This window comes from Intestinibacillus sp. Marseille-P6563, from assembly GCF_900604335.1.
Classification (GTDB): domain Bacteria; phylum Bacillota; class Clostridia; order Oscillospirales; family Butyricicoccaceae; genus Butyricicoccus_B.
The window spans coordinates 743,758-764,372 of record NZ_UWOD01000002.1 but is presented as its reverse complement, the minus strand read 5'-3'; the positions used below and the strand labels follow the sequence as shown (position 1 = coordinate 764,372).

At 50.7% G+C, this 20,615-nt stretch carries 20 protein-coding genes; 9 read left to right on the top strand and 11 right to left on the bottom strand.

Annotation, left to right across the window (positions count from 1 at the left end; all coding sequences use genetic code 11):
• The first annotated feature begins 6 nt into the window (after positions 1-6).
• Entirely contained in the window at positions 7-165 is a 159-nt protein-coding gene (locus EFB11_RS16910) for a hypothetical protein (RefSeq protein WP_164706748.1), read from the top strand.
• A gap of 35 nt (positions 166-200) precedes the next feature.
• Here EFB11_RS16910 and upp read toward each other — a convergent pair whose 3' ends face one another.
• Genes upp through tsaE form a run of 3 tightly spaced genes read right to left on the bottom strand, consistent with a single transcriptional unit; the run spans position 201 to position 1,960 of the window.
• On the bottom strand, positions 201-830 hold the full coding sequence (upp, locus tag EFB11_RS11875) for a uracil phosphoribosyltransferase (protein ID WP_122791304.1): 630 nt from the start codon (positions 828-830) through the stop codon (positions 201-203).
• Positions 831-854: 24 nt separating this feature from the next.
• Positions 855-1,538: a tRNA (adenosine(37)-N6)-threonylcarbamoyltransferase complex dimerization subunit type 1 TsaB gene (tsaB, locus tag EFB11_RS11870; RefSeq protein WP_206424185.1), complete on the bottom strand. Its 684-nt coding sequence runs from the start codon at positions 1,536-1,538 to the stop codon at positions 855-857.
• Positions 1,535-1,960 carry a tRNA (adenosine(37)-N6)-threonylcarbamoyltransferase complex ATPase subunit type 1 TsaE gene (tsaE, locus tag EFB11_RS11865; protein ID WP_243115225.1) on the bottom strand — a complete coding sequence of 142 codons (426 nt, stop codon included), beginning with the start codon at positions 1,958-1,960 and terminating at the stop codon, positions 1,535-1,537. Before tsaE ends, tsaB begins: the two co-directional genes overlap by 4 nt.
• Positions 1,961-2,090: 130 nt before the next feature.
• Between tsaE and EFB11_RS11860 the strand changes: the two genes are divergently transcribed.
• The 6 genes from EFB11_RS11860 (at position 2,091) to EFB11_RS11835 (ending at position 7,474) form a co-directional block, all read left to right on the top strand.
• Entirely contained in the window at positions 2,091-2,285 is a 195-nt protein-coding gene (locus EFB11_RS11860) for a hypothetical protein (protein ID WP_122790413.1), read from the top strand.
• A gap of 165 nt (positions 2,286-2,450) precedes the next feature.
• The gene (locus EFB11_RS11855; protein WP_243115224.1) at positions 2,451-3,872 is read left to right on the top strand and encodes an alanine/glycine:cation symporter family protein; all 1,422 of its coding nucleotides are present in this window, start codon (positions 2,451-2,453) and stop codon (positions 3,870-3,872) included.
• Between the two features lie 136 nt (positions 3,873-4,008).
• Positions 4,009-4,545: a TetR family transcriptional regulator gene (locus EFB11_RS11850; RefSeq protein WP_164706747.1), complete on the top strand. Its 537-nt coding sequence runs from the start codon at positions 4,009-4,011 to the stop codon at positions 4,543-4,545.
• 144 nt (positions 4,546-4,689) lie between these two features.
• Positions 4,690-5,109, top strand: a complete 420-nt coding sequence (locus tag EFB11_RS11845) for a hypothetical protein (RefSeq protein ID WP_122790411.1) — start codon at positions 4,690-4,692, stop codon at positions 5,107-5,109.
• A complete protein-coding gene (gene ftsH / locus EFB11_RS11840) occupies positions 5,106-6,935 on the top strand; it encodes an ATP-dependent zinc metalloprotease FtsH (RefSeq protein ID WP_122790410.1) in 1,830 nt (609 codons plus the stop codon). Before EFB11_RS11845 ends, ftsH begins: the two co-directional genes overlap by 4 nt.
• Complete coding sequence (locus tag EFB11_RS11835; protein WP_122790409.1) at positions 6,932-7,474, top strand: HdeD family acid-resistance protein; 543 nt, start codon at positions 6,932-6,934, stop codon at positions 7,472-7,474. Before ftsH ends, EFB11_RS11835 begins: the two co-directional genes overlap by 4 nt.
• A gap of 407 nt (positions 7,475-7,881) precedes the next feature.
• On the opposite strand, the gene EFB11_RS11825 is transcribed toward EFB11_RS11835, so the two are convergent.
• The 3 genes from EFB11_RS11825 to iolM all read right to left on the bottom strand — a co-directional run bounded on the left by EFB11_RS11825 (position 7,882) and on the right by iolM (position 11,309).
• Positions 7,882-8,964: a zinc-dependent alcohol dehydrogenase gene (locus EFB11_RS11825; protein WP_122790407.1), complete on the bottom strand. Its 1,083-nt coding sequence runs from the start codon at positions 8,962-8,964 to the stop codon at positions 7,882-7,884.
• A gap of 113 nt (positions 8,965-9,077) precedes the next feature.
• Positions 9,078-10,040 (bottom strand): 3-dehydro-scyllo-inosose hydrolase, encoded by a 963-nt coding sequence (gene iolN / locus EFB11_RS11820; protein WP_122790406.1) that lies wholly within the window; start codon positions 10,038-10,040, stop codon positions 9,078-9,080.
• A gap of 78 nt (positions 10,041-10,118) precedes the next feature.
• Positions 10,119-11,309: a scyllo-inosose 3-dehydrogenase gene (gene iolM, locus EFB11_RS11815; protein ID WP_206424184.1), complete on the bottom strand. Its 1,191-nt coding sequence runs from the start codon at positions 11,307-11,309 to the stop codon at positions 10,119-10,121.
• Positions 11,310-12,003: 694 nt separating this feature from the next.
• On the opposite strand from iolM, the gene EFB11_RS11810 reads away from it, so the two are divergent.
• Both EFB11_RS11810 and EFB11_RS11805 read left to right on the top strand, forming a co-directional pair.
• A complete protein-coding gene (locus EFB11_RS11810) occupies positions 12,004-12,615 on the top strand; it encodes a cupin domain-containing protein (RefSeq protein WP_122790405.1) in 612 nt (203 codons plus the stop codon).
• Positions 12,616-12,643: 28 nt separating this feature from the next.
• The gene (locus EFB11_RS11805) at positions 12,644-13,561 is read left to right on the top strand and encodes an AraC family transcriptional regulator (RefSeq protein ID WP_122790404.1); all 918 of its coding nucleotides are present in this window, start codon (positions 12,644-12,646) and stop codon (positions 13,559-13,561) included.
• An 86-nt stretch (positions 13,562-13,647) separates the two neighbouring features.
• Here EFB11_RS11805 and EFB11_RS11800 read toward each other — a convergent pair whose 3' ends face one another.
• Genes EFB11_RS11800 through EFB11_RS11780 form a run of 5 tightly spaced genes read right to left on the bottom strand, consistent with a single transcriptional unit; the run spans position 13,648 to position 20,530 of the window.
• Positions 13,648-15,144, bottom strand: coding sequence for a DUF4368 domain-containing protein (locus tag EFB11_RS11800; protein WP_206424183.1), 1,497 nt, complete (start codon positions 15,142-15,144; stop codon positions 13,648-13,650).
• A 53-nt stretch (positions 15,145-15,197) separates the two neighbouring features.
• Entirely contained in the window at positions 15,198-15,533 is a 336-nt protein-coding gene (locus tag EFB11_RS11795) for a recombinase family protein (RefSeq protein ID WP_122790403.1), read from the bottom strand.
• Complete coding sequence (locus EFB11_RS11790) at positions 15,523-17,157, bottom strand: recombinase family protein (RefSeq protein WP_122790402.1); 1,635 nt, start codon at positions 17,155-17,157, stop codon at positions 15,523-15,525. The genes EFB11_RS11795 and EFB11_RS11790 overlap by 11 nt, the downstream gene beginning before the upstream one ends.
• Positions 17,141-18,871 (bottom strand): recombinase family protein, encoded by a 1,731-nt coding sequence (locus tag EFB11_RS11785; protein ID WP_122790401.1) that lies wholly within the window; start codon positions 18,869-18,871, stop codon positions 17,141-17,143. Before EFB11_RS11785 ends, EFB11_RS11790 begins: the two co-directional genes overlap by 17 nt.
• Positions 18,872-20,530, bottom strand: coding sequence for a recombinase family protein (locus EFB11_RS11780; protein WP_122790400.1), 1,659 nt, complete (start codon positions 20,528-20,530; stop codon positions 18,872-18,874). It abuts the gene before it with no gap.
• Between the last annotated feature and the right edge of the window lie 85 nt (positions 20,531-20,615).

Below are 20,615 nucleotides of genomic sequence, written 5' to 3'. Positions count from 1 at the left end.
TTTTCTGTGATGCACGACAAAGGCCATCCGCGCTATGATGATTCTGCCCACATCGATTCGGCAGCCATCGACCACACCCGCAAACCGGGGGAGGATTACACGGTACAGTACCTCGCGCCGCTGAACGGCAAAGACGGGGTGCGGCCTAGCCCGAAAAAACCATGAAAAAAGCTCCGCTTAAAAAGCGGAGCTTTTTTATCTTACTTGGTGCCAAAGATGCGGTCGCCAGCATCGCCCAGGCCGGGCACGATGTAGCCGTGCTCATTGAGGCCTTCGTCAATGGCTGCGACAAAGATATCCACATCCGGATGTGCCTTCTGCACAACTTCCAGACCTGTGGGGGTGGACAGCAGGCACATGAGCTTGATGTTCTTAACGCCCTTGTCCTTCAAAATCTGGAGCGCAGCAGCGGCCGAACCGCCCGTTGCAACCATAGGATCGATGACGATGACATCGCGATCTGCGATATCCACCGGCAGCTTGCAGTAATATTCCACCGGCTGGAGGGTTTCCGGGTCGCGGTACAGGCCCAGATGACCAACCTTTGCCGCCGGAATCAGTTCCAGCATGCCGTCTACCATGCCCAGGCCGGCACGCAGGATGGGTACAAATGCGATCTTCTTGCCCGAGATGACACGTGCCTTGGCGTGTGCCAGCGGGGTTTCGATCTGGATGGTCTTGAGCGGCAGATCGCGGGTTGCTTCGTAACACATCAGCATCGCGATCTCGCGGGTCGCCTCACGGAATTCCTTTACGCCGGTCTGGCTATCGCGCATCAAGCTGAGTTTGTGCAGGATGAGCGGGTGATCCATAACATGAACATTTGCCATAATGCATGCTCCTTTTTCTCTTGCTTACTTTTTTTTCGGCTGCGACACATAGGGAGGCCGCAGGTACTGAGCGTCCAAATCTTGCGCGCAAACACCCTGGCCGCTTTCCAAACGGGGCAGGGCAGCCATCGCAACGCCATAGGCCGATGGATACCGCAAATGCGGCGGCGCCAGGCGCAGACCGGGACAAGTTGTGGTAAGTTTAGTATAGCACAGATTGGCCCCATCTCCAACCAAAATTTGCGTGCTTTCTCCGATTTCCGCGGCGAGCTCTTCCAGCCGGATGGCGCGATCTTCGCACAGACGCTCCAGGACGCCATTTTTCCAGCAGAAGAGGGCATTATAGACTTGGCCGCCGCGTGCATCCATAACGCAGCAGACAGGGCCTGACAGCCCTTCCAGGCCGCGTGCCATGGCTTCCAGCGTCGACACCCCGGCGCAGGGCTTACCGGACGGATAGGCAAGGCCCTTGACCGTTGCCACGCCAATGCGCAGGCCGGTGAACGAGCCCGGACCGGCCGCCACGGCAAAGGCATCCACGTCCTGCAAACCGTGTCCGCAGCCCGCCAGAAGCGATTCGGCCATGGGAAGCAGCGTGCGGCTGTGGGTCAGGCCGCAGTTTTGGAACGATTGGGCAATCAGCCGCACGCCATCGGTGAGGGCCACCGAGGCCGACACGGCCGAGGATTCAAAACTTAGGATTTTCACAAAGTCCCCTCCGTAATGATGATGATGCGGTCGTCGGGCTGTTCGCCGTAGCGGATGGAAACCTGTTTGTGCGGCGGCAGCGCGTCCGCAATGTTTTCGCTCCACTCGATCAGCAGGATACGGCGGCCGTCCAGATATTCGTCAAACCCGAGTTCCCAAAGCGCTTCCGGGTCCAAAATGCGGTACATATCAAAATGCGCCACATCGGCCTTGGGGGTATGGTATTCGTTTGCAATGGCAAATGTCGGGCTGGTCACCCGGCCAGTATAGCCCAGGCCACGCAGCACACCGCGGGAAAAAGCCGTCTTCCCCGCGCCCAGATCGCCGGTAAAGGCAACCACATCGCCCGGCCGCAGGGTGGCGGCAAAACGGGCGCCCAGGGATTCGGTATCCTCCGGCCCATGAGAAACATAGCGTATCATACGATTCGATCCTTTGCATCAATTCTCTGTCTATCATACCATGCAGGCCGGAAAATGGCAAGAAAGCGGAAGTATAGCTTTTGTTCGGATGGACATGCTGAAAGGGAGGACCTATCAAAGGAGGAAGACGATGGAACAGCGTTTTTGGTGTGCCGCCTGGCCTGATCTCAAGATGACCGAAAAACGGTTGGCCGATGTGCATGGCGTAGGGGCGGTCGAAGTGGATGCAGACGGACGGGGACTGACCATACACACATACAGCACCGCCAGCGCCGCCGAAGCGGCGGTGCGGCTGCGGGAACTGGGCTGGCGGCCGATCTTTTAGAAAAGGCGGCTCTGCATCACGAAATATTATGCAAAAGATTGTTGAAATCAAACAAATCCTGCAAATAGACCGCGAAAATGTTTGCTTTTCCGAGGATTCTACGGTATTATGGAAATACGACTATGGACAACCAGGTCGGGGAAATGAAAAGAAAGAAGGGAATCCATGGAGGCAATCAACCGTATGATCGACCAAATCAATAATTTGGTCTTGACCCCACTGAATAATTTTATGTATAGCAAACTGCTGATCTTTTTACTGATTCTGGCAGGTGTCTATTTCACCATCCGTACCGGTGCGGTACAGATTCGCCGCATTGGGGATGTACGCAAGATTCTGCGGGAACGCGCCGAGAAAAAAGACGGTCAACGTCAAGTATCGTCTTTTCAGGCTTTGATGATCTCCACCGCATCGCGCGTCGGCACCGGCAATATCGCCGGTATTGCGGCAGCCATTGCCGCCGGTGGTCCGGGTGCTGTTTTCTGGATGTGGCTGATGGCGGTTATTGGCGGTGCATCGGCATTCATCGAATCCACCCTGGCACAGATCTATAAGATTAAGGATGGCAACTCGTTCCGCGGCGGTCCGGCGTATTACATTCAGCGTGGTCTGGGCAAGCGCTGGCTGGGCTGCATCTTCTCGGTGCTGCTGATTTTGTGCTTTGCTTATGGCTTCAATGGCCTGCAATCGTTTAATATCTCGTCTGCGATTAAATATTATGTCCCGCATTATGATCAAACCGCGCTGCCGATGCTGGTCGGCCTACTGCTGGCCGTGCTGACTGGCCTAGTCATTTTTGGCGGCGTACACCGCATCAGTACTATCACATCGGTGATCGTACCGGTGATGGCAGGCGGTTATATCCTGATCGGCCTGGTGATGTTCTTCACCCACCTGTCGGCCGTACCGGGTGTATTTGCGACCATCTTCCGTGAAGCATTTAACATGCAGGCCATCTTTGGCGGCTTTGCCGGCAGCGCTGTCGTCATCGGCATCAAGCGCGGCCTGTTCTCCAACGAAGCTGGTATGGGTTCGGCGCCCAATGCTGCGGCAACCGCGGTGGTATCCCACCCGGTTAAGCAGGGCCTCATCCAGACGCTGTCGGTCTTTTTGGATACATTGGTCATCTGCTCGACAACGGCAATGATCCTGCTGGTATCCGGCGTACCGGCAAGCGAGGATATTTCGTATGTGCAGCGCGCCGTACACACGACCTTCGGGGAACTGGGCATTCATTTTATCACCCTTGCAATTTTCTTCTTTGCCTTTTCCAGCTTGGTGGGCAACTACTATTATACGGAATCCAATCTGCGTTTTATCAAGGATAACAAAGTCCTTCTTAACGCATTCCGTATCACCTGCCTGATTGCGATTTTCCTGGGCGCACAGGCCGACTTCTCGACGGTATGGAACCTGGCGGATATCCTGATGGGCTTTATGTCGATCGTGAATATCTTTGCCATCGTTCTGCTGGGCAATATCGCGCTGCGGGCGCTCCACGATTACGATTTGCAGCGTAAGCGGGGACAAGACCCGGTATTCCGCGCAAAAGATATTGGACTTTACAACACCGACGAATGGAAATAAGAGAAAACGTCCCGCTTGTTTGCGGGACGTTTTTTTGTTTCAGCTTACGGGAAAGCATCCCGCTTGCAAACCCCGAAGGATAATGATAAGATATCCTTGATATCAATTCGGCATGGATACCATGGGAGGAACCACAGTGGCCAGCGATATGAAAGAAGTGATTGCCACCGCGGCAAAAAAACTTTTGATAGAAAAAGGTGTAAAAAAGCTGACGGTAACCGATCTGGTTGATGCGTGTCAGATTACCCGGCAAGCCTTTTATTATCATTTTGAAGATATTCCGGCGTTGTTCCGCTGGATTTTTGAGCAGGATATTGAGCGCACGGTGTTAGAAGCCAAAGCGCTGGACAGCGGAGAGGCAAAATTGCGATGCCTGTTTGTCCTGGGGATCAACTCCATGCCGTATATGAAAAAGGGGATGGAAAGCAATTACCGGGACGAGTTGGAACGCTATTTTACCCAGTATATCCAGCGCCTTTTTGAGCGGGTCTGCGATGAAGAAGGCCTTTATCCGAACTGTACCCGTGCGGAGGTGGGGCTCATCCTGCGCTATCACAGCCAGGCCATTTTAGGGCTGATGAGAAATTGGACAGAGGCAGATACCAAAAATCTGGATCAAATTGTACATATCGCGTATTGCCTGATGACAGAAGGGATCTCGCCCTTGCAATAAAACCGAAAGGATTGGTTTGACAAAAAAACCGGAGTGTAAAGTTTTTTTACACTCCGGTTTTTTTGTCTATACAGCGCCAGATTTGTGATAATTGAGCGCTTCCATGCGGCTGCTTATAATAACAAGTAGGGAGGAGGTGCAGACATGTCCCATGAAATTCTTTCTATGAAATTGTGTCAGCTGGATGAACGGCTGACCAAACTGCACAACCGTGTTCACATCAGCCAGACGGCCGATCACAACCAGTTGCAGCAGCAAATAGAAGCGATGCAACGGGAATATGCTGCGTACGAAGCCACGTTGCGAGAAAACTTATGGCGTTCCAAAGCCGGTTTGGTTTCCGTCTTGAATCGGGGATACCGGCAGATCGAACAGATCATACAGGACACACAGGCGCAAATTCAGACGATTGAAACGGATAGTCCAGAAACAATTGTGGAACAAAAAATCCTGCTGGCAGAGTATGCGTTGGATTTCGCATACCAGGCCGCAGACAGAGCGCTGCTGCTTTCCATGGATGCGATGGATGCGCAGAGGCAAACAGAAGAAAGGAGAACAACATGAAAGAAGTTCAATCCCCCAAAAAGCCCTTAATTTACTATTACTGTATTGTAATGCTGATCATTCTGCTCTTTAACGCGCTGGTCACACCTATGTTGTATCAGAAACAAGCGGTGGAAGTGGACTACGGCACATTTATGGATATGATCGATGAAAAGGATATCGGCACCGTGCAGGTCGAGGATACTCAAATTATCTTCACCGACAAGGAAGAAAACACCGTTTATACAACCGGCCCCATGGAGGACCCCACTCTGACCGAGCGTCTGCATGCTTCGGGCGCCAAGTTTGACCGGGTCATGGAAGAACCCATTTCTCCGATTTGGAGTTTTGTGCTGACGTTTGTGTTGCCGATCCTGATTTTTGTCGGACTGGGGCAGTACATGCGCAAAAAATTGATGGAACAGGCTGGCGGCAAGAACTCCCTTTCTTTTGGAATGGGAAAGAGCAATGCCAAAGTCTATGTACAATCTACCAAGGGCATCCGGTTTGCCGATGTTGCCGGGGAAGATGAAGCAAAAGAAAGCCTCGCAGAAATCGTGGATTATTTGCACAATCCCAACAAATATACCGAAGCAGGCGCTTCCATGCCCAAGGGCATTTTGCTGGTAGGCCCTCCGGGTACCGGTAAAACCATGCTGGCCAAAGCCGTGGCCGGCGAAGCAAACGTCCCCTTTTTCTCGATCTCGGGCTCGGAATTTGTCGAGATGTTTGTTGGCATGGGCGCTTCGAAGGTACGCGACCTGTTCAAGCAGGCCAAGGAAAAAGCGCCGTGTATTGTATTCATCGACGAGATCGATGCCATTGGTCAGAAGCGAAATTCGGGCGGTTATGGCGGTAACGATGAACGCGAGCAGACGCTCAATCAGCTTCTCACCGAGATGGACGGTTTCGAAGAAAACACCGGCGTGATCATCCTGGCAGCGACCAACCGTCCGGAGTCTTTGGATCCGGCGCTGACCCGTCCGGGCCGCTTTGATCGACGAGTCCCGGTAGAATTGCCGGATTTACAGGGCCGAGAAGCGATTTTGAAAGTGCATGCCAAAAAAATCAAGACAGCAGAAGATGTGGATTTTCATACCATCGCCCGCATGGCCTCGGGCGCCTCGGGCGCAGAACTGGCGAATATCATCAATGAAGCAGCGCTGCGGGCCGTACGCAGCGGGCGCACGATGGTAGAGCAAGCCGATTTGGAAGAAAGCATCGAAGTCGTCATTGCTGGGTATCAAAAGAAAAACGCGGTCCTGTCCGACCAGGAAAAGAAATTGGTCGCCTATCATGAAATCGGGCATGCTCTGGTTGCAGCCAAACAGACCAATTCGGCTCCAGTGCAGAAGATTACGATCATTCCCCGCACATCTGGGGCGCTTGGATATACCATGCAGGTGGAGACCGGCGATAAATATCTGATGACGAAACAGGAACTAGAAAACAAAATTGCCGTTTATACCGGCGGACGAGCAGCCGAAGAGATTGTGTTCGGTTCTGTGACGACCGGCGCGTCCAACGATATTGAACAGGCTACCAAATTGGCACGGGCCATGATCAGCCGGTATGGCATGAGCGATACCTTTGATATGGTGGCAATGGAAACGGTAAATAATCAGTATTTGGGTGGCGATGCGTCTTTGAACTGTTCGCCGGATACCCAAAAGGAAATAGATCAGAAGGTCGTCGAATTGGTAAAAACGCAGCATGAAAAGGCCAAAAAGATTTTGCAGGAAAATCGAGCGATGCTGGATGAACTAGCCAGCTTCCTTTATGAGAAAGAAACCATCACCGGCGAAGAGTTTATGCAAATTTTAAAAAGAGGAGAGGATGAACAATGAAAAAGCTTTCCGGCTTTGGATGGCTCGAACTGATTGCCGGTATTGCGTTCGTCGTTTTGGGCATATGGGCATTTATGCATCCTCAAGTTGCGATGACAGGCATGGTTTTGGCCTATGGTATGGCTGCGGTGATCATGGGGATTGCGGATATTATCATGTATATCCAAATTGAGCGCTATACTGGTTTGAGTCCGGTGATTTCCCTGATCTCTGGCATCCTCAGCGTCATGTCTGGCATCATGCTGCTGGTCTATCCTGCGGCAGGAGCGCTGGTGCTGACCTTGCTGTTCCCCATTTGGTTTATTGCGCATTGCATTTCCAAATTGACACATTTGCCCCATATCCGCAGGGTTGCAGGCAATGGGATGTATACCTTCACGCTGGTGATTAGTATAGCCGGTCTGATTTTAGGTTTTATGATGTTGTTCAGTCCATGGCTTACTTTATCCACACTGCGATATTTTGCCAGTGCATATCTCGTTTTGCTGGGAATGGACGGCATTGTGATGGCCATCAGCCCCATCGGAAGGAGACCCTGAGAAATCAGATGAGAGAAAAAGAGGAAACCAACCGGTTTCCTCTTTTTGCTTTACGATGGGAAATTTGCAAGGTAAAACAGATACCAAAGGACGATACAGAATATGAACGCAACAAATCCACTTACGCGCTGCATGAAAAAATAGCCAGGGGAAGGCGTTATACGTGCCTTCCATGCGTCGAATGGTTTCCATAATTTGCTAGGGAATAACAGATTGCCTAGTGCAAGAATCGTAATGAAAACAAGGAAAGCACCCCAGAGAAATGAGAGAAGATATACCATGATAGGACCTCCATATGAAGGTGGATGAATTTACCTACTTTAAATATATCATAAGTTGAAAATATTGGGAAGATTTAGAGCATTAAAAAAAGCCTTCCCTTTTCAGGGAAGGCTTTTGTATTTTTATTAGTCGTCGAAGGTGAGCATAACCTTGCGAGCAACTGCCTTGTTCTGAGCCATCTTCATGGCTTCGTCGAGGTCCTCAAACTTGTAGTAGTGAGAAACCAGAGCCTTGAAGTCATACTTGTCCTTGATCTTGGACATGAAGCGGATGGTGCGCGGGAACCAGTTGGTCGTGCCGCCGGAACCTGCGATGTGCAGAGTCTTCCAGATGGTCTTGCCGATTTCAACCGGAACCTTACGGCCGATGGAGTGGCCAACCACACCAACGCGAGCCGAGTGGCCAGCGATGTCGAACAGCGAAGCGATACCATTGTCGTTACCCGAGCATTCGATGATAACAGACGGGCCACGGCCGCCAGTCAGACGCTTCAGTTCTGCTTCCAGAGCGCCGGGCTCGGTGAACTTGGACGAGTCAACCGTTACATTTGCACCATACTTGAGTGCATTTTCACGACGGGATTCTACCGGGTCGATAACGATTACATTTGCACCAGAGGTTGCGCAAACCATAGCAGCCGAGCAGCCGATCGGGCCGCCGCCGATGATGGCGCAGTCGTCCGAAGCGTCCGGATTGCAGCCATTGCCCCATACGCCCCAGTAACCTACGTTGAAGTTCTCAACGAAGATACCGATTTCATCCGACCAGTCGTCCGGGATGACATGGGTGTAAGCTTCTTCCAGAATCATGTATTCGCCGAAGCCGCCAGGAGAGTCCGGACGGAAACCAACTTCACGCATGTTCAGGCAAGCCGAGGACATTTTGCCGTCCTTGCAGTTTGCACACTGATGGCAGGGCAGTACGCAGTCGCCTACAACCTTGTTGCCAACCTTAACCGAGGTGCAGTCGCTGCCGACTTCTACCGCAGTACCAACCCATTCATGACCCGGGGTGTAGGGGCCCAGGTCGTAACGGCCTTCTGCCGACAGACCTTCGAAGCATTCTACGTCAGACTGGCAGATACCGCAAGCACGGAGCTTAATCAGAACCTGATTGGGCTTGAGCGGCGGCAGTTCGAGTTCTTCAATGCGCAGGTCGAACGGACCATGCATAAATGCAGCTTTGCACTTGGTAGGACGATTGGTCATAACGAGTATCTCCTTTCAAATTTCACAGGTATGTTTTGCCCCGCTTTTCGAAAAAGCGGGCGGGGTGCAGGGGCAGCGCCCCTGCATCCGCCGGAGGCAATATAAAGTCAATCTTAGTAAGCCAGGGTGTAAATATGACGGCCGCCCGGTTCGTTCGGCCCCTTGATGACTGCTTCGATGTCGGCGCGGTCGCGCTGAGTCATCATATCGATCGGCGGCAGCGTGCCAGCCGGATACTTCTCGAGGATGTCGTTGACCAGCTTCTCGAGGTAATCGAGCGTACGCTCTACGCCAGCTTCCGCCTTCTTGCCGTCTGCCATGCGTGCGTCACCGATAACGCCCTGCGGCTGGCAGATGCATTCCATACCACAAGAACCAAATGCATTGTACCACTTGATCGGGCCTGCGCCGTCTTCTGCCGAGGTGTTGATGTGGCCTGCCGGCAGCAGCGGAGCCTTGTCGACCTTGATTGCATCTTCCATGTGGATGAATTCCGGGAACAGTTCCAGGCACCAGGACTGCTCAACTTCATCTGCATGTACAAACGGAGTGTCGTAGGGGCCACCCTTGTCCTTGGTGTACATTTCGTCGCCTGCGCAGTTCCAGAAGTGGGTGTACAGGATGATGCCCGGTACCTGCCACTTCTTACCGAAGGTGTGGATTGCCAGCGGGATAACGTAGTCCTGGCCATGGCCATTGACAACGATCATCTTGCGGAAGCCGGTGTTCCAGAAGCCTGCGAATACGTAAGCCAGGTAGTCAGCCAGGATCTTTTCCGGGATCATGATGGTGCCCTTCTGGCCCAAGTGATGGTACGGATGCGAGCCATACCAAATCGGCATTGCTACGGTGCAGCCGGTCTTTTCGGCAACCAGTTCGCACAGGCGGGTGTCGAGGTATGTATCTTCGCCGTACGGAGCGGACGGACCATGGTTCTCGGTCGAACCAACCGGGATCAGGATAACGTCATTCTTCTTCAGGCGTTCTTCCACCATCTTGGTGGTCATATTCTGGTAGTAAATACCGTCCTGGGCTTCCATGTGGCCGCCCTTTGCAGGCAGATTCCATTTGCTCATTGTTGTTTCCTCCTTTATAAGGTGTGTCGGTTGGGGTTGCTTGAGAGTTCTTTCAAAATACGCGGGATGCGTACGGTCTTACTTATTCAGACGGGGGTAGCTGGTGGATACCAGAACCTTGCCAGCGGTGATCTTCATGCCTTCTTCGATGTCCTCGAGGTTGAAGCGGCCGGTAACCATCTTGCGCATATCGATGCGGCCCGAAGCCATCAGCGCGATAACGTCCGGATAGATGCCCTGACCAGACTGGCCGTTGGAGCCCGAAATCGTGGCTGCGTTCCACTGCCAGTTGAAGATGTCAACTGGGGTGATGCCGACCGTATGGCCAATCTGCACGGTCTTGCCGCCGATCGCCAGTGCCTTGCCCATAACCGGGTAGGTGAACTTGGTAGCGCCTGCGCATTCAGCGAACAGCGAGATGCCAGCGCCGTTGGTCAGGTCCATCAGCAGTTCAGCCTGCTCGTCGGGAGACTTGAAGGACGTGGGATCGTAAACATAGTCAGCACCGCACTTCTTGGCCAGTTCGACGCGCTCTGGAACGCTTTCAAAAGCGATCAACTTAGCAGCGCCGGCGGTCTTCATCAGCGAGATGGCTGCCAGACCGATCGGGCCTGCGCCGAATACGGCAACATGGCCGCCCGGGCGGATACCGCCGCCGCGAACAAACAGACCGTTGTAGGCAACGCCGGTGGGCTCGATCATTGCGCCCAGTTCGAATGCGGTCATCTTGTCGCCGCCGTAGTAATTCATGATATCGTTGAGCGGATAGCAGTACTTGGCATGCACGGTTGCATACTCCGCAAAGCCACCGTCATAGGTCAGGCCGGGTTCTTCCAGGTCTTTGCACTGGTTGAACATGCCGCGGCGGCAAGCATCGCATTCGCCGCACCAGTGCATGGATTCTACCGATACCAAGTCGCCGACTTTTAGCTTCTTAACCTTGGAGCCGACTTCGACGATCTCGCCCGAAAATTCATGGCCGGTGATGATCGGATATTTGGAATGGCCATCGTACATCGAGTAGCCATCAGCGTCTTTCTTCAAAAGGTGAGCGTCGGTGCCGCAGATGCCGGCAGCGCCTACTTTAATAAGGACCTGCTCTTCGCCACATACCGGAATCGGACGATCGGTGACCGATCCGCGGATGTTCCGCCAGATCTGATTGCCGCGCAGTGCACGACCGGTCGTTAATTCGCGTTCGCTCATCTTATAGCCCGGGCGCGGTTCGTGGTCGGCTTCGACATAGAATGCTCGCATGGTATTTGCCATGGCTCGTTCCTCCCTTTTCAGCTTCCATGTATTTATGTTAGTGTCAATTACATTGCTTTCGAAAATTTTCGAAGCAGAAGCATTTGTTTATCATTTCCTACAAATCTCCTTGCTTCGTCTTGCTTGCCTTTGTTCATTTTCGATGGTTTTATTATACGGCACTCCTTTTTTTCTCGCCATACCTTTCTTGTGCTGTCTTTCGCAAAATTCCCCGGATTTTTGCGGCATTTCAAAAAAACATTTCACATTCTTGCGATTTGCACAAGAATGCGAATTTAGCAAGACTGTAATTTCCAAAATTTATCTGGGAAGTTATAGCTATATACGCAAGTTTTCAATATAGCAAAAACTTGCGTATATAGGGGAAACCTTGGCGCAACATCCGTGAAACACCTTATGGAAAGCTGTTTTACAAAGCAGATTCGCAGATTGGATATAAGCGAAATGCATAAAAAACGAGATAAAAATTTGACATATATAAGGATAATGGTTGAAAATTGACCGAAAATTTCGGATTCTTGCGCCAAAACCCTGGGTTTCGCAAGAAGACCAAAGAAAACCACTAAATTCTTGCGGAGAACGAAGAAGAGGAACAAGATGCGCAATAATTGACAAGTCGTTGCAGACATGCTATCAATATAAGTAGGAATAACATTCCGATTGCTACCGCAGGAAAAGGGAAGGAGGGGAAGGCATGCCGCCCACCGAACTTGCAATGTCCTTAGGCAAGAAAATTCGTGCCATTCGTACCGCAAAAGATATGAAAATCACCGAAATGGCCCGTCTGTCCGGGCTGACCACCAGCATGATTAGCCAGATGGAACGCGGCCTGATCTCCCCATCGATCGAAACGCTGAAGAAAATAGGGAATGTTTTGGATGTTCCCTTGAGTTTTCTGTTTGAAACCGAAGGGGAGCGACCGAACTCTGCGCTATCCGCTGAAACGCAATCGACCGTGCAGCTGTTTGGGGCATCGCCGGTAGTACACGCCAGTGAGCGCAAAAAGCTATCGCCCGGAGATGGGATCGAGTTGCAGCTGCTCAATCCCAACCTCAATGGACCGATTGAATTTATTTATAACATTTATCAGCCGCATAGTGGAACAGGCCGGGAACAATACAGCCATCCAGGCAATGAATGTGGTCTGGTGCTGACCGGAGAACTTGTTGTGGAAATAGAAGAAGAAACTTATGTACTGCGCGCCGGGGACAGCATCACATTTGATTCGACCAAGCCCCATGCCAAGCGGAATTTGTCCGACCAGGTTTGTACCTGCGTTTGGGCCAATGTCCCACCTTGGTTTTAAGCCGTAGTTCAGGAAAGGAGCCGTTGTTATGATCCAGTGTTTTGCGTCGTCCCATTTTGAATCCAGTTTTGAACGCGGCAAGCCACCACACCTGCTGTCTGCCAGCAAAATTGATTCCTCGTATTCGATTCATCCGCGTATTCTGCACAAGCATCCGGATTTTTTGGAACTTCTGTATGTACGCAGCGGGTCAGGGGTGTATATCGTCGATGAGCAGCGATACAACATTTCCAAGGGAGATGTTATTATCTGCAATGCAGGCGTGCTGCACGATGAAGACCCTTCGCAGTCCAAAGACCTCAATACCTATTCGCTGGCGATGTCCGAAGTTGCGGTCAAGGGATTGCCTGCTAACTGTCTGATCGCTGCTGAATATTCGCCGGTCTTTCCGGCCGGAGAATGTGCGGACACGATTTCCCAGCTGATGGGCACCATTCACAGTCTGTTGGCAACTGACGCCAAGGGTACGACCGAAACCTGCAACTACTTAGCGGCTGCCCTGGTATCCGAACTGCTGCTGGTCATCCGCAAATACTGCGAAAGCGAAGGCAATACGGTACGCAGCCGGACCGACATCATCGCCGGACAGGTCAAAAGTTATATCGATACCCATTTCGATGAACAGTTCACCTTGCAGGACATCAGCGATGCTATCCGCGTCAGCCCCTATCACCTGGCGCATATGTTCAAGGAAACGACCGGATATTCGCCCATGCAGTATACCGTGCGCCGCCGTTTGGGCGAGGCACAGAGCCTTTTGATTACCACCAACATGTCAGTTACCGAGATCGCGGTATCGGTCGGATTCGGCAACCCCTGTCATTTCAATACCATGTTTTCCAAGTACATCGGCATGTCACCTAGCCGGTATCGCAGCTCCTATGTCGCCCGCGACGAGGAGGGGAGCGAACACCGTACCTCCCGGCGCATTCGCAAACAATCGTAAACAAAAAGAGCCTCCGAAGGTGCCTCCCGATAAGAAAACATCGTGGGGCAAGAGAGAACGGTATAGCTTCGGCTATGCCGTTTTTCTCATTCTTGCCTTGATGAAGTGACTTTGGATACTTCCAGGGCTCCAATGCCCTTATAGTAGATGTCAATTTCCTGGGTGCGGTTCTTGCCCTTCGGATCGCTGGCTGCATGAACAACAATCTTCTCGATAAATTCATGCAAGATACATGGGGTCAATTCGGGGATTTCCGTATACCGTTCTACAACGGAGAGAAACCTTTCCACATTGGCGCTTTTGCGTTCCTCTGCCTCGATTTCATCCCGGAGGGTAATCACTACATCTTGAAGCTGATGCTGCTCTTTCTCATAGTCAGTGGAGAGCTTTTGAAAACGCTCGTCAGAAAGTTTTCCCGAAATGGTATCTTCATAGAGCCGCTTAAAAATGGTGTCCAGTTCGGCAATCCGCTTTTCAGCATCAGCTAATGTTTTCTTCCGCTTTGCCAAACCTCGGTTACGTTGGCGCAAATCCGCATCCATAACCATCTTTACAAAATCGTCTTTGCGCTGTGATGCAAAGGAAACGATCTCACGCAGATTTTGCAGAACCAATTCCTCCAGGATAACAGTTCGAATGGAATGTGTCTGCCCGCATACATCACGGCTTTTCCGATAGCCCGAACACAGGTAATATTCCTGATCGCGCCGGAAATTGGTTGCCCTGCATTGATACATGATGGAGCCGCAGTCGGCGCAGAACATCATGCCGGAGAACATCCCCATTTCTCCCATCTTTGTGGGTCGGCGCCGCGTCTGCCTTGCAAGCCTTGCTGCATCGGCAATCGCCTCCGTCCAGATGGCTTCATGGGTATTCTCAAAAATCTTCCACTCCGTTTCTGGATTGAGAAGGGTCTTTTTACTCTTGTAGGATTTTTTGCGGGTTTTGAAATTAACCGTGTGCCCCAGGTATTCACGCCAGCGGTCCATGATGTCGGCAATCGTAGAAGAATCCCAGGCATAAGGAGAACCTTTCTTTGTGACATTGGTCGTCCTGCCTTTACTCTCATAGTAAGCAGCCGGAGTAAGGATTTTTCTTTCCGTCAGCTTTCTTGCGATCTGCGAGGGTCCCAATCCGTCCATGATATAAAGACCGATTTCATAAACCACCTGGGCTGCTTCTTCATCCTTCACCCATTGCTTTTTATCATCAGACGATTTCATGTATCCATACGGAGGCATGGTAGCCAAATGCTCCCCCGCATTGCCTTTCACTTTCATAACGGCACGGATTTTTTTGCTGGTGTCTTTGGCGTACCATTCATTGATGATATTGCGGAAGGGCGTAAACTCGTTGTCGCCCTGAGTGCTGTCTACACCATCATTCACCGCAATAAAGTGAATATCATGTTCGGGAAACATGATCTCCGTATACATGCCGACTTGCAGATAATCACGTCCGAAACGTGACATATCCTTTAGGCACAAATATTCCACATTACCTGCCTCGACTTCCTTCATCAGAGCCATAAAGCCGGGGCGATCAAAACGGGTTCCGCTGATACCATCGTCTCCTAATGTCAAGATGAAACTAAAAAAATTAAGGGATTATTTACACTTTTCGCTACCTTTCACCCTTAAAGCCCGCTTGTAATCAGCGTTGCGGTTTCAAACACTCCTATATCTGAACGGTTCAGGTCATCAAGGAATCTTCCAACTTGGATGTAATCCCTGCCCAGCCGGGACAGGTCTTTTACCAAAAGTGCATCTACCTTTCTTGCCCTTACGGAATCAAGAAACTGCATGATCCCAGGCCGGTCAAAGGTCAGGCCACTTTGTTCATCCTGCGACTGGCCGACAACATTCAGCTTCCGCTTTTCTGCAAAACGGCGCAGGCTCTCCATCTGGATTTCTAAAGCATGGCTGTCCGGCGAAGCAACGCAGCCATACAGCCAGAAACACTTACGATTCATTCGTCGTGTCCGCCTTCGATTTCAGTTCTGCCAGCAACCGTTTGTACTCATCCTGAAATTTCCAAACGATCTCAATAGAGGTGTCACTGTAAATGTAAATATGCTGAATCAGCAAATCCACCAGTTCTCGTGTCAGTGTTCTTACATTGGTATATGGCAGAACACTTTCGGCCGGGGATTTTTCGTCCAGCAACAGGCGCTTTTCATTCTGCAATTCTCTGATTTTCTGTTCAAGGCGCCGGATATGTTCATCGCACTGATTACATCTGCGTTTGTATTCTGGTTCATCACATAAGCTGGATACCATATTTTCAAACGCACTCATTTTCTCCTGCTGGCGCATTTTAATGGAGTTTTCATGTGCCAGGATTTTTTGCTCAATCCTTTGATTGTACCGATCAGCTTTATCAGATTGCCGCTGCCGTGCTTTCTCTGCTTTTCGGACAAACTGTGCCATCGCACGAATGGAAGCAAGCACGGCCTGTTCCAACTCCTTTTCGCTCATTTTATCCTGCGGACATCCAATGTCCGGTTTCCTTCGGTAAGTCTGGCAGATATAATATGGATTTGTTCCCTCCATGCGTGTCATTGCCAACCGGCAATGACCACAGCGGACCTTTCGGTAAAATATTCGGCTGCTTACTTTAGGCGACGCTGAATGAGATGTGACGGATAGTTCCTTGGCTGTTTCAAAAAGTTCTTTTGAGATAATCGCAGGGATGGCTCCATCAACAACCGTCCACTGGCTTTCCATCACACGCTTTATGTCATGGGACCCTACCTTTTTCCGCATGGTCTTTCCATAGACAGTCTTTCCGGTATACCGTTCATCATTGAGGATTTTCCGTACTGTTCCAGAAGTCCAATAGTTACTGTTCTGATCGACACAATTCCATTTCCGTGTTACAGATTGCATCCGTTTGGTCTGTAAGGGCGTCAGAACCCCTTCCACATTAAACTTCCGGGCAATCTCATGGGTAGACAAACCACTGATGAATAGGGCGAATATCCGCCGGACTGTGGTTGCCGCAGCTTCATCCACAAGCAGGGTGTGCTTATCTTCCGGCGATTTTTGATAGCCAAAGAAAGCAAATGGAGCAAGGTAGTAGCCTTTCTCCGCAAGCTGCTTCTTTGTGGAGCGAACCTTTTCCGAGAGTTCCTTGCTATACAGATCATAAATCACATTGCGGAACGACACATCAATCAACCCTGCGGCGCCGTATTTGTGATCCTTGCTGTCGTAGCCATCATTGATTGCGATAAAGCGGACATCCAGGAAGGGGAAAATCTGTTCCAGATAGTCGCCTACCACGATGTAGTCACGCCCAAAACGGGACATATCCTTGACGATGATGCAGTTGATTTTCCGATCCCTGACCTGCCGCAAAAGGCGCTTGACTGCGGGGCGCTCCATGTTCGTTCCAGAATAGCCATCATCACAAAATTCCAGAATCCGCGCTCCTGAAAATTCGGGGTGCTGTGCGATATACTGATGGATGTATGCCCGCTGGTTGACCACACTGTTGCTCTCATTTTTTTCATCCGACAAGTCGCCATCCTCTGCGGAAAGCCTGATGTAGACAGCAATTACCAATTCCATAGCAGGCTTAAAATCCCTCTCCATATTCACACCCCCTATACAGTAGTTTTTTCATTTCGTCCTGATATTTCAGGATAATATGTACCTGCTTGTCCTCATTCACATAAATTTTCTCAACCAATGCCAGAAGCATTTCCCGGCTCAGTTCCTTTTCCTCTTGGAACCTCGAAAATGCAGCGAACCACTTGTTCTGCTTTGGGTTTGTTTCCGGCAGTTGAGCCTTTTCATCCGCAAGCTGTTCCAAACGGCGTTCGATTAAAGCATACTCATCATCATACCGGCTTTTCCCGAACAGATAGTCAGCCTGTGACACAATACCACTCGCATAGCTCTCAAAAAGATTCTGACGCAGGGTGTCGATCCGCTTTCGGCGGTCTTGGGCAGAACTGATTTCATTATCAATCGACGCTCTGCGGGTTCGGACGGCTGCCGATTTCTCTACCTTTTTGATGATTGACTCCACATCCGCCAGCAGGGAGATTTGCAGCCGGATCACATGGAACACCGCAGCTTTCAGGTCATCCTCCGAAAGCCCTCCGGCATTGGGACAGCCAATATCCAAAAGCGCCGCATGGCGCGGACAGATGAAGTTGAACGAAACATCTCGTCCCTTGTTATAAACACTCTTATAGCGGGTCATGTTACGCTTACAGCAGGCGCAGACAACAAGCCCTTCAAAAATGTTCTCACTGCTGAAATGGGCATATTTCCCCAGACGGCTGTGATATTCGTCCCGTCGTGCCTTCATAATCTCCTGTACGGCATCGAACAATTCCTGTGAGATGATGGCTTTATGCGTATTGGGAACGATGACCCATTCAGACGAAGGGAAACTCTTTTGGCGCTGGCCTGCGTACAGTTTGGAGATCTTCTTGCCCTGTGCCATGTGACCCAGATATACCGGATTTTGAAGGATATTTTTTACCGCCTGCGTCTGCCAGGGGTCATTTTGCGCATACCGCGCCGTGTATATAATTCCCTGTAAATAGCGGTGGTGGTTGGGGTTTGGGATCTGTTCTTCACTCAATATTCGGGCAATCCCTGCATTGCTCATCCCATCCTTTTTCATCTGGAATATCCGCTGGACCACAGGCGCCGCTATCGGATCGACAATCAGCTTGTGCTTATCTTCGGGGGACTTCATATAGCCGTAGGCTGCGTAGTTCCCGATAAATTCGCCGTTCCGTTTCTTGATGTCCAATGCGGAAAAGACCTTATGAGAAATGTCCTTCGCACAAATGTCATTCATCAAATTTTTCAGAGCGACACTCATTGCATCCCCGCTGTCTGCCCGAATGCTGTCGTAGTTGTCATTGATGGAGATAAACCGAACTCCCATGAACGGCAGGACCTTTTCCAAAAAGTTTCCGGTTTCCAGGAAGTCACGGCCAAACCGTGACAGGTCTTTTACGATGATACAGTCCACCCGGCCAGCTTTTACATCATCCATCATCCGTTGAAATCCTGCCCGTTCAAAATTGGTTCCGGTTTCGCCGTTGTCACGGTAACAGTCGTACAATTCAAGGTCAGGATGCCTTGCGATATACTCACACAGATAGTCAATCTGCGTCTGAAGGCTCTCGCTGTCCTTCCGGTCACGAGTGTCCATAATGGACAGCCGCACATAGACAGCGACACGGTATATCCGCAGCGATTTTTTCATTTGGGCGGCCATAGGGGACGGCAGTTGGCCGGTCTGCGCCGCAGCAATTTTGTTTCTCCGGCTCACTCTTGCCATTCATACCGCCTCCTTTTTACCCGGCACATCCCGATTCTTCATGTGCTGTTCGATATAAAGAACCGCTGCCCGGTATTCGTTCTGATGCTTAAAGATAACTTCAATGCGATTTCCTTCATGGACATAAATGCGTTCAATAATCTTCACCAGACTTTTGCGCTCCATCACATCCACATTGCGGAATGATTTGAAATGGGCGATCCATTCGTTTTGCGCAGTCCCGGCATTGTTGATGGCATCCAATTCCTGCTGGCGTCTTGTGATAGCAGCCGCAATCGCTTCGCATTTTTCTGTGTAGACCCGCTGATACTGCTTAAACTCCGCCTCACTCAACAGGTGATCCACAAAGTTCTCGTAAGCCGACATTTTGAAACGCATAGTCTGCTCATAATCTGCTTTCAGCTTATCAAGCTGGCGGTCGATCTTTTGGGCCTCCACATTCTCGGCCGGAAGGGCTGCGATAAACTGCAAGGTTTTCTCAATGCTCAAAACCGTTTCAAGATACGCATGGATGCTGTCCCGAACAGTATCCATCAGCAGTGCCTCACTGATGCTGTGGGTACTGCACATCCTGCGGTCGGCACGGTTTGTGGAACAGGTATAATAGAAATACTTCTTCCCGTTGGCGGGAACCGTTTTGCGAACCATGTTCTGCTTACAGTCTGCACAGAACAATAGGCCCGCAAATGGGTAGACGGTTTTTTGCTGCGTAGCAATTCTGGTATCTGCTTGCAGCAGGCCGTTGACAGTCTTGAAATCCATCTCGCTGATGATCGGCTCATGGGTATCCGTAACGCTGATCCATTCTTCCGGCGGCTTATCCAGTAGCTTTTTGATTTTATAGTTGGGGCGTCCAGTTTTACCTTGCACCATCACCCCAATATACAGGGGATTTTTCAGGATGCGCCCTACGGCCACCGCCGACCATTTCGACTGTGGGTTACGCTTAAATCCAGACACATATTTCATGCCCAGGGAGCGTTTGTATTCCGCAGGGCAGAGAACACCATCAGTATTCAGCTGGTCAGCGATCCCTTGCTGGCTCATTCCGTCCAGCTTCCACCGAAAAATATCCTGCACAACAGCGGCAGCATATTCGTCAATAATTAGCTTATTCTTATTATCCGAGGACTTCAAATAGCCGTAGGCTGCAAACGCGCCCACAAACTCACCTTTGCGTTTCTTGACTTCCAAGTGGCTTCGGATTTTCACCGAAATATCGCGGCTATATGAATCGTTCATCAGATTCTTGATTGGCAGGAGAATCGTGCTGGCCTGCCCTTGTAAATTGGCGGTATCATAGCCGTCGTTGATTGCGATAAAACGCACACCGTGGTCGGCAAACTCCTGTAAGACTTTCCCGGTTTCAATATAGTTTCTGCCCAAACGGGAGAGGTCTTTCACAACTACGCAGTTGACAGCGGCGGAGCGCACATCCTGCAATACTTCCTGAATCCCAGGACGAAAAAAATCAACACCACTAAACCCGTCATCCTTCCTCTCGGCATGGATGCGGATTTCTGGCATTGATTTCAAAAATTCCGTTATGAACTCGCGCTGGTTCTTAATGCTGTTGCTCTCCATCTTATCCCCATCATCATCGGAAAGGCGGAGATAGATGTCAGCAGTATAAACAGCTTCACCGGCGATTTTTTTCATAGCAATACCTCCAATCGTATTCTTGGATTAGACCCAACAACGATTGGAGTGCAAATTTAGTCCGCTTCTATTATACCGCAGGATT